Origin of the sequence: Chryseobacterium vaccae (assembly GCF_009602705.1) — a bacterium.
Classification (GTDB): domain Bacteria; phylum Bacteroidota; class Bacteroidia; order Flavobacteriales; family Weeksellaceae; genus Chryseobacterium; species Chryseobacterium vaccae.
The window spans coordinates 1,192,436-1,205,842 of record NZ_VSWH01000001.1 but is presented as its reverse complement, the minus strand read 5'-3'; the positions used below and the strand labels follow the sequence as shown (position 1 = coordinate 1,205,842).

Sequence of the window (13,407 nt, the reverse complement as noted above, 5' to 3'; positions counted from 1 at the left end):
TAGAGGAGAATGAAAGTTCTCCTCTTCTTTTAGTAAGATCAGGTAAAAAAGAAATCATGAAAAAGACAATAGTATCAATTGCTGTAACTTCTTTGTTGTTGGTATACTCCTGCAAAAACACATCAACTCTTCAGTCGAAAAATGCAGCTGTAAAAAATGATATTACAGATGAACAGCTGATGGACAGAGCTCAGAAAGATGCCCTGAAATATTTCTGGGAATATGCAGAACCAAAGTCAATGCTGGGAAGAGAGCGCTATCATGAAGATAATATTTATCCTGATAAAGACAAGCATGTCATCACTACTGGAGGTTCAGGGTTTGGACTGGCTACCATTCTTGTAGGCGTAGAAAGAGGATTTATCCCAAGAAAAGAAGCGGTAAAAAGACTTTCTCATATGATGGATTTTCTTTCCAAAGCTGATCGGCACAAAGGAGCCTGGTCTCACTGGATCAACGGAGAAACAGGAAAAACAGTTCCTTTCGGTAAAAAAGATAATGGCGGCGATTTAGTAGAAACAGCATTTCTTACCTCAGGAATTCTGATGGTTCGTGAATATTTTAAAAACGGAACTCCCGAAGAAAAAATCCTTGCCGAAAAATGTGACGAACTCTGGAAAGGTATCCAATGGAACTGGTATACCAAAGGCGGTGAGAAAGTCCTTTACTGGCACTGGTCACCGGAATATCAATGGGAAATGAACTTTCCGCTGGAAGGCTACAATGAATGTTTAATTACCTATATTCTTGCGGCTTCATCACCTACTTATTCCATAGATGCTGAAACCTATTACAAAGGCTGGACAAGAAACGGCAGCTATCTCACCGACAAAACCAAATACGGACTTCCTTTGTACGTAAAACACAATTATGCTGAAGAATACGGCGGACCGCTTTTCTGGTCACAGTACTCATATATCGGGCTCGATCCTTCCGGATTATCCGATAAACTCGTGAAAAATTACTTTGAACTCAACAAAAATCAAGTCTTAATCGACTATAAATACTGCATTGAAAACCCTAAACAATGGAAAGGCTACGGTCCAAATTACTGGGGATTGACGGCTGGATACACCAGAAATGATGACGGAAGCACAGGCTACACAGCACATATGCCCTCCAATGATAATGGGGTAATCACTCCGACTGCCGCATTGAGCAGCTTTCCGTATACTCCAAAAGAATCCATGGATTTCTTAAGATTTATTTACACCCAAAAAACTCAATTCATAGGATCCGCAGGACCTTACGATGCCACTTCTATTAATTATAATAATTGGTTTACACCAAGATACCTTGCAATTGACCAGGGAACCATTGCTCCAATGATCGAAAACTACAGAACCGGATTCCTTTGGAAACTTTTCATGAATGCTCCTGAAATTCAACAGGGCCTTAAAAAATTAAGTTTCCGGTCAGAAAAATACGGGATCAGGTAATTATAGATGATAATGGAATCTATTAAATCACGGAACATCATTATTCAATTGAAACGGGTTTTAACCCATTTAAATATTAAAATGACAATATGAAATTAAATTTGAAATACATTCCTCTTTTGTTCCTGACGTTTTCATTACCCCTGAAAGCGCAGGAGATCAAAGCAGAACTCAACAAAGATTTCAAAAGAACAGAGAAAATATCATACATTCTGGATTATCCCCAAAAGGTAAAAGGAAGCGTTCCGTTAATTGTATTTCTTCACGGATCAGGAGAGAGAGGAAACAATCTTGAAGCGGTGAAAGCTCACAGCCCGTTTACCTATAAAAACCTGATTAAGGAACCTGTTGCTATTCTGGCTCCGCAGTGTCCGGCAGATACATGGTGGGATACGGTAACAGTATATAATTTAATAAAGGAAATACAGAAAAAATACAAGATAGATCCTTCCAGAATATATCTTACAGGGCTTTCCATGGGAGGATGGGGATCGTTGAAACTGGCGATGGAGCATCCTGAAATGTTTGCAGCAGTAGTTTCTGTATGCGCACCTACGGACCGAATAATGTATGCGAATATCAATCAGTATAAAGATTTGAATATGAAAATTTTTCATGGCGGAATGGACGATATTGTCCTTCCTGATAATGCACTCAATTTTTATCAGAAACTGCATCCCGTCAACCCTTCAGCAGAATTGAAAATATTCCCGAATGACAATCATAATTCATGGGATTCAACTTATTCAGATCCCCAGTTATATGAGTGGATGCTATCTAAGAAAAAAGAAACAAAATAAACAGGATCACTATCTTTACTGTAAATAGAATATAAAAGAGCCTTAGCTGAGTGTAATGCCCTTGCGTCCTAAAAAATATAAAGCATTAAAAAAACTTAGTGCCGTCGCGTTAACCAACAAAAAAATTAAGGCATAAAACCAAAGAGAATATAAAATGACAATCGATTATAAAGAAACAGATATTGTCCGACCGGAATACCTTAAAGGAGATCTTGCCGATATTCTTCAGGTAAATCAATATGAAAACGGAAAACTTACAGTATCTGCTTTTTTTGAAAACTCAAAAAAGATAAGGCAGCTGAATTTTGCACATCCTGAAGTTTCTGAGATTGTTTATGAATACCATCAGAATTATTCTACTGAGACCGCTTTGGATAGCGAAAAGAATATTCTGGAAAAGGTATTGCACATCAACGATCCCTTTGGTAAGTATTATCCCTATTTTCTAGCTAAAGGAATGGGGCTGGTTATAGAGCAGAATGGAAATGAGCAGCTGTTTAAAATACATGATAAAATTGTATATCGCTTCAGAGAATCCAGTCTGGTGGAGGTTATTTTTGATATAGAAGGTTATGATGAATCTTATCACCTTACGGCAGACTGTGATAATGAAGGCCGCCCTGTCCGTATGTTGAAAAAATATATAAGGCTTAATGATTTTCCTGATGTAGTTAAAACCTATGATTATTTTGAAAATGGAGTGATCGAACGGTTTGAAGACAAGATCAGCTATACAATATATGATGACAAAAAACGTAAAATAAGGATAGGAACTTTCAGATTCAATGAAGAAAAGGAAAAGTTGTACCAGGCATATATGGAAACTATGGATGAGAAAATATTCCCGCAAATTATGCAGGATATAAGACTGGAAACTTTTGAATATGATACGTTTGATAACCAGATCAGCTATGAAAAGTCCTTTTATCGTCCTGATTTTTCAAAAGAAAGACTTACGTATTATCTGCAGGAGTACAACTATTTTGACCAATACAATATAGAAACAGGCAGCTTTTATTGTAAGACGAAAGAAGATTATGATGATGATATGGAATACAGCTCTCAGCTGGAATATCTTGAAGATAGAGTGAACAAATATGAAAATGACAGGCTTACAACTGTGTATCATATTGAAAATGGTAGAAAAGTAAGAAAAGAGTTCTCCAATGAGCATCTGGAAGCTTACGAGACCTATGATGAATATGGAAATACACTTGATTCTTATGTCAAAAATAAAATGACAGGTGAAATAGACCGTATTCAACTTGAAATCATATACAAAAGCAAATAAAAGTAAGTAAAATATACAGCCTTTGCTGAGTGTAACGCCTTTGCGCCCTAAAAACATAAAAGCATTAAAAAAATCTTAGCGCTGTTGCGCTACACCAACAAAAAAACAATAATTAAAGAAGATAGATTTATGAAAAAGTTCATTGTACTCGCAGCTTTGGCACTCTCACCAGTGTTTTCTGCCCAGGAAATGGTCACCAAACCGGTGCAGTCTTTCCAGACAGCCCAATATCAGGCGAAAAGGAAAGCTTTTGTAGAAAATCTTTTATCTAAAATGACTTTAGACGAAAAGATAGGACAGCTTAACCTTCCAACCTCAGGAGACTTTACAACAGGACAGGCTCAAAGCTCGGATATCGGAAAAAAAGTGGAGCAGGGGCTGGTAGGAGGACTGTTCAATATAAAAGGAGCAGATAAAATAAAAGCCGTCCAGAAAGTGGCTGTTGAAAAAAGCCGTCTGAAAATTCCGTTAATCTTCGGAATGGACGTTATCCACGGATATGAAACTACATTTCCTATTCCTTTGGGATTAGCTGCTTCCTGGGATATGAATCTTGTACAGCAGTCCGCAAGAGTAGCTGCAAAAGAAGCATCTTCAGATGGTATCAACTGGACCTTTTCGCCCATGGTGGATATTTCCCGTGAACCGAGATGGGGACGGGTTTCCGAAGGCTCCGGAGAAGATCCTTATCTGGGAAGTGAAATTTCCAAAAATATGGTATACGGTTACCAGGGAAAAGACCTTTCTCTGAGCAATACGATTCTTGCCTGTGTAAAGCACTTTGCGTTATACGGGGCAGGAGAAGCCGGCCGTGATTACAATACCGTTGATATGAGCCACGTAAGAATGTTCAATGAATATTTTCCGCCTTATAAAGCTGCTGTGGATGCAGGAGTAGCTTCCGTAATGGCTTCTTTCAATGAAGTGGACGGGGTTCCGGCCACAGGAAGCAGATGGCTTCAGACCGAAGTGTTGAGAAAAATGTGGAATTTTAAAGGTTTCGTGGTGACAGATTACACCGGAATTAATGAAATGGTAGAGCATGGAATGGGTGATCTGCAGCAGGTTTCAGCGTTGGCATTGAAAGCCGGAGTTGATATGGATATGGTAGGAGAAGGATTTCTGACGACTCTAAAAAAATCTCTTAGCGAAGGAAAAGTAACTCAGTCTGAAATCGATATGGCAGCCAGAAGAATTCTTGAAGCCAAATATGACTTGGGATTATTCGACGATCCTTATCGTTACGGTGATGCTAAACTAGCAGCAAAAGAGGTCTATAATATGGAAAACCGGAACATTGCCAGAAGCGCTGCCGCCCAGTCTATGGTATTGTTGAAAAATGAAAACCAGATCCTTCCTTTGAAAAAATCAGGAACGGTAGCGGTGATCGGACCTTTAGTCAATAATTCACTGAATATGGCCGGAACATGGAGTGTAGCCACAAAACACGCTATTTCAGTCTCTTTGATGCAGGGATTACAGGCCAATTACGGAAAAGAAGTGAAGTTCATTTCAGCCAAAGGAGCCAATATCGATGATGATGCAAAATTGGAAGAAATATATGCTGCTCACGGTAAAAAAACAGACAGAGACAACCGCTCCAAAGAAGTTTTATTAAAAGAAGCAGTTGATACAGCCAATAAAGCAGACGTGATAGTTCTGGCAATCGGCGAATCTGCTGAAATGAGCGGAGAATCCTCTTCAAGAACAGAAATTACCATCCCTCAATCTCAGGTAGACCTTCTGAATGAGCTGAAAAAAACCGGAAAACCTATTGCGGTAGTTCTTTTCACCGGACGTCCGCTGGCCCTGACCAATATAAAAGACACTCCTGATGCGATTCTGAATACATGGTTTGCAGGATCAGAAGCAGGAAATGCCATTGCCGATGTGCTGTTCGGAAAAGTAAACCCATCCGGAAAGCTTCCGATGACATTCCCAAGAAGCCTTGGGCAGGTTCCTATCTACTACAATGCCAAAAATACAGGCCGTCCACTGAGTCAGGAAAAAACAGATAAATGTGAATATGAAAGATTCCGGTCCAATTATATGGATGAATGTAATACACCGTTGTATCCGTTTGGTTATGGCTTAAGCTATTCCAAATTCAGTTATTCAGATATGTCGGTTTCCAATGCAAATCCAAAAGGAAATCAAACGGTTCAGGCATCTGTTACCGTAACCAATACCGGGAATTTTGATGGGGCAGAAGTAGTGCAGTTGTACATCAGGGATATGGTAGGAAGTATTACAAGACCTGTAAAAGAACTGAAAGGTTTCCAGAAAGTAATGCTGAAAAAAGGCGAATCTAAAAAGATTACGTTCAATATTACCCCTGAAAATCTCAAATTTTACAACGGAGACCTTAAATACGATTGGGAACCAGGAGAGTTTGATGTCATGATCGGTACAAACTCTCAGGATGTTAAACATTCAAAGATCAATTGGACGAAATAATTTCCGGATCAGTTTTTAATATATTTTAAATAAATAAAAGCCTTGTCAGATTATTATGACAGGGCTTTGTTGTTTCTGTATTGATAATCCTGTTTGCTTTGAATTTTTAGAATGTCATATAGAATCGGTGATCTGCTTATAAAAAATCAAGGATTTTTTTCCTTAACTCAACTTTAAACTTAATTGAAGCTTAATGTTTCAATTAAAATTTAAATGATTTCTTAATTTATCTCTATGTGTTGAAATATTATTTTAAATAATAAATAACGACTTTATTCTTATCATATCTTCTGTTATTGAAGAGTCCTGTTTTGAATTTTACAAACTTAAAACAGGATAGTTGTAATCTGTGAAATCAGCAGGTGGAGAGTTGATCAATAAAAACCATCCGGAAGAGTATTTTTTAACTTTTTTGGCATGATTTTTAATAACACTGTAATAACTTTAATGCAGCAAAAAATGAAAAAAACAATTTTACTTAGCACAATGTTCCTTGGTTCTTTTGTGTTCGCACAACAGAAGCCTGTATTAGGCGGAGATAAAGATGCACATGGATGTATCGGTTCGGCAGGATATACTTATTCTCAGATCAAAAAAGACTGTGTAAGAGTATTTGAGCAGAAAATCAAGCTGACAGAAGTTGCTCCTAAAGGAAGTTCTACTTCTATGGCCGCTGTAATTTTCAGCAAAGACATGAAAAAAGCAGAGGTTTTTGTACCGGGTACAGGTTCAGAAAGCATTATCCTGGATCGGGCAGGAAAAGGAAAAGCCTGGAAAAAAGGAGAATATGCATTGGTTCCTTTCAAAAAAGGAGGTTACCAGCTTAAAAAAGATAACGTAGTTATTTATAAATAGATTCAATTTTTCAAATGAAAAAGCCGTCCCTGAGGATGGCTTTTTTTGTGGAAATGATCTCTTCCTAAAAACATGATATTATTATTTTTTGTCTGTGTTGTGATTAATTGTACGTTGCTGATAGGTTAATCTTCATTTTCCACATCTCACGGATTTTGCAGGTTTTCTATTGATCACAAAGCAAAAAATCTGTATCATCTGTTCAATCAGCGAGGCGTTAAAAATTATCTCGTAGATTTGCAGATGTTTGCGTAATAAATCAAACGTTATAGGTTTCCAGAACCTATAACGTTTTTTCAATCAAATAAAAAATCTGTGTAATCAGCGGGATTTGTGGGAAACTTAAACGTATGTTGGAGAGGCACAATGGTGCGAGGCTTTTGATCTATTATGCTGCTTTTAAGGCGCAAGAAAATCCAAAATTTTCGGCAAGTAGTACAGTATGAAATTTTATCTCCGATAAAATTTTTGTGCCTTTATACCCATAAAGAAAGTAAAAAATAGCGTCTTTGCGCAATCCAACAAAAACACATGTAAATCAATAGAATCTGCACAATCTACTAGATCTGCGAGACCATAAAAATACCAACAAGTTCTTAGTAAAGCCCTGTCATATTAATTTGTAGAATTTATTCAATAGAGGTGGACTTTAATCCCCCTAAATAATAGTACCATTCATCCGGCTTTAGCCAAAACCTACATAATCACTCTGCAAAAATAATGATCATAAATCCTTCTGCGCTTTAAATTATTTGTCTGAAAATAAGTATATTAGTGTTGCCAAATTAAAGCAGGATCCGAAAAGCTTACAGAGTAGGAAAAAATCAAAAAAATGTTATTATGAAAAACTTAAGAAAACTTTCAAAACAGGAATTGAAAACAGTTCAGGGAGGTATCCCGATGTGTCTGTCAGGGTACTTCTGGTGCTCATTTGTAAGAAAGTGTATTCCGGTAGGATCGCCGTGCGGACTTATTGACTAAGATTGATTCCTGAATAAATAATCTAAAGTATATTGCTTTATATTATTGTAATAAACTAATAGAGACTGTCCCCGAAGTGGGCGGTCTCTTTAGTTTTAATATATAAATGCAGTCCTGAAATTTTTTAATAAAATCTATATCAATCAACAAAAAAAGGGGTTTAAAAATCATAAAAACAGGATTTTTATCTCTCAACGAAAAACCGTATTTTTGTACATCTAAAAAGTAAAAGAAAAGAATGAATTCCTACAAAAATCCATTGGAAGAGCGCTATTCCAGTGAAGAAATGTTGTTTAATTTCTCACATAATAACAAATTCCGTACCTGGAGAAAGCTTTGGATTGCTCTGGCTGAGATTGAAAAAGACTTAGGTCTTGACATTACAGATGAGCAGATTGCCGAACTGAAAGCAAACGCTGAAAACATCGATTACGATAAAGCGGCAGAATATGAAAAGAAATTCCGTCATGATGTAATGGCTCACGTTCACACCTATGGAGATGTGGCGCCTTCAGCAAAAGGAATTATCCACCTGGGAGCTACTTCAGCTTTTGTAGGAGACAATACAGACCTTATTCAGATCCGTGACGGACTTTTAATTTTAAAGAAAAAGCTGGTTAACGTGATGAAGAATCTGTCTGATTTTGCCATTCAGTATAAAGATCTTCCGACTTTAGGATTCACCCACTTCCAACCGGCACAGCTTACTACCGTTGGTAAAAGAGCAACACTTTGGTTACAGAGTTTGGTTCTTGACATTGAAGAACTTGATTTCTTCCTGGAAACCCTTCGTTTCAGAGGGGTAAAAGGAACTACAGGAACAGCGGCAAGTTTCCTTGAACTGTTCAACGGTGATTATTCCAAAGTAAAACATTTAGATAAAGAACTTTCAAAAAGATTTGGATTTGAGAAAGTTTTCGGAGTTTCCGGACAGACTTACGACAGAAAAATCGATGCGAAAGTGGTGGCATTATTAGGAAATATTGCACAATCTGCTCATAAATTCACCAACGATTTACGTTTACTTCAGAACCTTAAAGAAATTGAGGAACCATTCGAGAAAAACCAGATCGGTTCATCCGCAATGGCTTACAAACGTAACCCAATGAGAAGCGAAAGAATCGGAGCGTTGGCAAAATATGTGATGTCATTAACGACAAGCTCTGCTATGGTAGCTTCAACACAGTGGTTTGAAAGAACGCTGGATGATTCAGCCAATAAGAGACTGACAATTCCTCAGGCCTTCCTTGCTGTTGATGCCATTCTATTGATCTGGAACAATATCATGAACGGAATCGTGGTGTATCCCAACAGAATCAACAAACATATTATGGAGGAGCTTCCTTTCATGGCGACAGAATACATCATCATGGAAGAAGTAAAAGCAGGAGGTGACCGTCAGGAGATCCACGAAGTGATCAGAGTTCACTCTATGGAAGCATCCAAGCAGGTGAAAGTAGAAGGAAAAGAAAATGACCTTATCGAAAGAATCTTAAACGATGATTCTTTAAAATTAGATAAATCGAAATTAAAAGAAGTTTTAGATCCTAAAAACTTTATCGGGTTTGCCCCAATTCAGACGGAGGAATTCATCAAGAATGAAGTCCAGCCAATCCTGGATCAGAATAAAGATTTGATAGGACTGGAAGCTGATCTTAAAGTATAAAGAAGTATGCAGCCTTTTGGGCTGCATATTTTATTTCAGACCCCATTCATATGAAAAAGATTCTATTAACCATTTTGCTTGCACCCATTATTACTCTTTCCCAGGAAAAAGAAGCTTTACAGTACTTTAAATCAAAAGATTCACTGGTGGGAGTAAAGAATAAAGCTGGAAAAATAATTATTCCTGCACAATTCAGAGTGTACTCAGATCTTAAAGATGGAGAGCCTGTAAAAGGAGAAACAATCTATTTCGATGGTGAAAAAAAAGGCGAACAGCGTCAGAAAAACGAATGGGGATATGTCTATGACAGAAAAGGGAATTTCCTATACAGACCTTTCCTTTACGATAACGGAGCAGATTATTTTTCTGAAGGACTAAGGAGGCTTGTTAAAAACGGGAAGATAGGGTTTGCTGACAGAAACGGGAAAACAATCATTGCCGCAGAACATGATTTTGTATCACCCTTCAACTATGGATACGCCTCTTTCTGTGACGGCTGCGACTGGGAGAAAACAGAAGACGAGCATAAATCTATCGTTGGCGGAACATGGGGTATTATGAATGCCAAAGGAGAAGTGGTTCAGCCCGTATCACAGAAGTCCGAAAAAGATGTAGAAATTGATGGGGAATATTACCCATATCCTTTCAGTTATAATGAAAAAGAGAAGGATATTCTTCAGTTTTTCAATCAACAGAATAAAAAGCTTTCAGATATTTATTATGTAAATCTTTACAATAAACTGTCTGAAAATGAAAAAAAACTATACTTTGAAATTGTAGAAAGACCTAAAGAAAACTTCCCGTTCTATCAGGTCAATACCTATGATTACAGAAAAGAAGATACAGGATCGGACTACCGCTTTAAATTTACAGTATCTGAAGATGGGAAAACAGTGTATGCCGTAGATTATGATGAAAAACTTCCTTTTGAAAAATGGCTGAAAAAAGAAACCAAAGCTGCAGAAAAATTTCAGAAAGAACATCCGGACAATCCAAATAAAATCAAATAACAGAGAAGAGAATCAATGAAGAATATATTCGTATTGGTACTGGCTTTAGCGTTTACAAAGAACTATGCACAGAATGATAAAGCTGTTTATTCTATCATAGATGCCAATGCAAAAAAAATTGCAGAAAAATCCGGAGCGTATTCCGTTTCTGTCGGAATTCTGAAAGACGGGAAAATCTATACCAAACATTTCGGTGAAATAGACAAAGGAAAAGGCAATAAAGCCAATGATAATACCTATTTCGAAATTGCTTCAGTTACCAAGGTGATGACTGGACAATTACTGGCGAAAGCAGTGGTTGACGGAAAAATTAATCTTGATGATGATATCAGAAAATACCTAAAAGGAGATTATCCCAATCTGGAATACAACGGTACTCCGATTAAAATCAAAAACTTTATCGCTTACAATTCCGCATTACCACGGACATTACCTGATGATGAAGCGATTTATAAAAATCTGACGAGTGAAACCCCATTTTTATTAAGAGATCTCTCTGCCTCTTATTCCAGGGAACAGTTTTTCAAAGATTTAAAAAATGTAAAACTGAAAGGACTTCCGGGAGTAGAATATAACTACAGTAATCTGAGTCTGGAACTAACAGGAGTTATTTTGGAAAACGCATACGGAAAGAGTATGGAAACCCTTTTCAATGAAAATATTTTTTCCAGGCTGGGAATGCAGCATACCAAATTCGGAGCTCAAAAAACGGAGCTTGTAGCAAATGGGTATTACGACGGAAAGTTGATGCCGCATTTTGAATCGAACCTATGGAGTTCTTCAGGAATGAAAACCATATCCAGTATGGGAGATCTTATGAAATTCATGAAAGATGAGTTGTATTCAAAAGACAAAGTCATTCTGGAGTCACAGAGAAATATTGATAACAGCAAGGAAAACTGGCACAGCTACTTCTGGGATAACTTCTACATCAGTGAATACGGAAAGGTTGGCAATAAACATGGCGGAGCATTCGGCACGCAAACCTGGTTTGCCATTTATCCCGAACTTAAAATGGGAATTTGTGTAATCGTCAACAATAGTACACCCACAACTTTCCCTATTCTTCAGAATGCTGCTGGCGAAATAATAGAAGATTTCGCAGTCCCTTCAGCAAAAAAAGAAATGTACGGATATTCAGTAAAAGGAAATAACGTTGTATTCAGCTATACCCACCCTCAAAATGCAGATGCCGGACTGCTCAATACCGTTGCACTAGCAGGCTCCTTCAATGACTGGAATCCTGAAAATAAGGACTACCAGATGACAAAAAAAGATAAAAACCGGTTTGAACTGGAAGTTCCTGTATCCAAATTTGAAAAAGGGAAGACATATACCTTTAAATTTGTACTGAACAAGATCGCCTGGCTGAATGCTCCTAAAAGAGCTTCGAATGCGGACAGTACACCGGATAAGAACTTAATATTCACACTTTAAATAGAAGAAAAAAATCAGCCTGATGAGAAATGCATTGATGTTTATACTTATTCTGACCTTTGTGAAGAGCTATTCACAGAGTGAAAAGACAGTATATTCAATCATTGAAGCGAATGCAAAAAAACTGGCTGAAAAATCAGGAGCCTATTCCGTGTCCATCGGAATCATAAAAGATGGAAAAGTCTATACCAGACATTTTGGTGAACTCGATAAAGGAAAAGGAAACCAGGCAAATGATAATACCTACTTTGAAATAGCTTCAGTAACCAAGCTTTTTACAGGTCAGATGCTGTCTAAAGCAGTATTGGAAGGAAAGATTAATCTTGATGATGACATTAGGAAATATCTTAAAGACGATTACCGGAATTTAGAATTTAACGGAACTCCTGTAAAAGTCAGAAATATTCTTTCTTATACTACAGCATTACCAAGAAGCTTGCCTGATGAAGATGATTTGAAAGGTAAAAATTGGACTGATAAAAGTCCTTTTTTAATAGTGGAACGTGAAGCGGGCTATTTTAAAGACCAGTTTTTAAAAGATCTGAAGCAGGTAAAACTGGATACCGTTCCCGGATTTAAATATCAATACAGCAACTTAAGTCTTGAACTGGCAGGACATATCCTTGAAAATGTCTATGGTAAAGAGGTAGAAACGCTTTTCCATGAAAATATTTTTTCAAAATTAGGGATGAAGAATACTAAGTTTACCCTGGGGAAAAATGAAATATTAGCCAATGGATACAATGGAGATCATCAGTTAATGCCTCATTTTGCCTCTAATTTATGGGGTTCTACAGGAGCAAGAACAAAATCAACTCTCGGAGATCTGATGAAGTTTCTGAAAGATGAACTGTATTCAAAAGACAAGGTTGTTCAGGGAACCCATAAAAATATAGAGAATAGTAAAGAAACCTGGAAGGGCTATCTTTGGGATGACTATTACATCAGTGAATTCGGAAAAGTTGGATTTAAACATGGTGGCTCTTTTGGAACTCAGACCTGGTTTACGGTATACCCTGAATTGAATATAGGAATCTGTATGATTGTCAATGTCAGTGTAGACGGGGGCGGATTTGTACTTCTGGACAGCGCTTCAGAAATCATGGAAGACCTTACTTCATCATCAGCAAAAAAAGAAGTGTACGGATATTCTGTAAAAGGAAATAACGTTGTGTTCAGCTATACCCATCCCAAAAATGCAGATGCCGGGTTGCTCAATACCATTGCAGTAGCAGGTTCTTTCAATGACTGGAATCCTGAAAATAAAGAATACCGGATGACGAAAAAAGATAAAAACCGGTTCGAACTGGAAGTTCCCATATCCAAATTTGAAAAAGGTAAGACATATTCCTTTAAATTTGTACTGAACAAAGTAGTCTGGATGAATGCTCCTAAAAAAGCTTCCAATGCAGACGGAACTCCGGATAGAAATCTGACACTGGTGCTTTAAAGTAAAAAGAATAAATAAATC

10 protein-coding genes are annotated in these 13,407 nt (G+C 37.3%); all 10 read left to right on the top strand.

Annotated features, from left to right (window positions below):
- The first annotated feature begins 56 nt into the window (after positions 1-56).
- The 10 genes from FW768_RS05520 (at position 57) to FW768_RS05475 (ending at position 13,386) form a co-directional block, all read left to right on the top strand.
- The gene (locus tag FW768_RS05520) at positions 57-1,439 is read left to right on the top strand and encodes a glucoamylase family protein (protein WP_153393498.1); all 1,383 of its coding nucleotides are present in this window, start codon (positions 57-59) and stop codon (positions 1,437-1,439) included.
- A gap of 89 nt (positions 1,440-1,528) precedes the next feature.
- Positions 1,529-2,239, top strand: a complete 711-nt coding sequence (locus FW768_RS05515) for a carboxylesterase family protein (protein ID WP_153393495.1) — start codon at positions 1,529-1,531, stop codon at positions 2,237-2,239.
- A gap of 154 nt (positions 2,240-2,393) precedes the next feature.
- Positions 2,394-3,530: a hypothetical protein gene (locus FW768_RS05510; protein ID WP_153393492.1), complete on the top strand. Its 1,137-nt coding sequence runs from the start codon at positions 2,394-2,396 to the stop codon at positions 3,528-3,530.
- A 129-nt stretch (positions 3,531-3,659) separates the two neighbouring features.
- A complete protein-coding gene (bglX, locus tag FW768_RS05505) occupies positions 3,660-5,987 on the top strand; it encodes a beta-glucosidase BglX (RefSeq protein ID WP_153393489.1) in 2,328 nt (775 codons plus the stop codon).
- Between the two features lie 459 nt (positions 5,988-6,446).
- Positions 6,447-6,842 carry a hypothetical protein gene (locus tag FW768_RS05500; RefSeq protein ID WP_153393486.1) on the top strand — a complete coding sequence of 132 codons (396 nt, stop codon included), beginning with the start codon at positions 6,447-6,449 and terminating at the stop codon, positions 6,840-6,842.
- A gap of 840 nt (positions 6,843-7,682) precedes the next feature.
- Entirely contained in the window at positions 7,683-7,823 is a 141-nt protein-coding gene (locus FW768_RS05495; RefSeq protein ID WP_153393483.1) for a bacteriocin-like protein, read from the top strand.
- A gap of 238 nt (positions 7,824-8,061) precedes the next feature.
- The gene (purB, locus tag FW768_RS05490; RefSeq protein ID WP_153393480.1) at positions 8,062-9,489 is read left to right on the top strand and encodes an adenylosuccinate lyase; all 1,428 of its coding nucleotides are present in this window, start codon (positions 8,062-8,064) and stop codon (positions 9,487-9,489) included.
- Positions 9,490-9,539: 50 nt separating this feature from the next.
- Positions 9,540-10,499, top strand: a complete 960-nt coding sequence (locus tag FW768_RS05485; RefSeq protein WP_153393477.1) for a WG repeat-containing protein — start codon at positions 9,540-9,542, stop codon at positions 10,497-10,499.
- 15 nt (positions 10,500-10,514) lie between these two features.
- On the top strand, positions 10,515-11,936 hold the full coding sequence (locus FW768_RS05480; protein ID WP_153393474.1) for a serine hydrolase: 1,422 nt from the start codon (positions 10,515-10,517) through the stop codon (positions 11,934-11,936).
- A gap of 22 nt (positions 11,937-11,958) precedes the next feature.
- Entirely contained in the window at positions 11,959-13,386 is a 1,428-nt protein-coding gene (locus tag FW768_RS05475) for a serine hydrolase (protein ID WP_153393471.1), read from the top strand.
- The last annotated feature ends 21 nt before the right edge of the window (positions 13,387-13,407 follow it).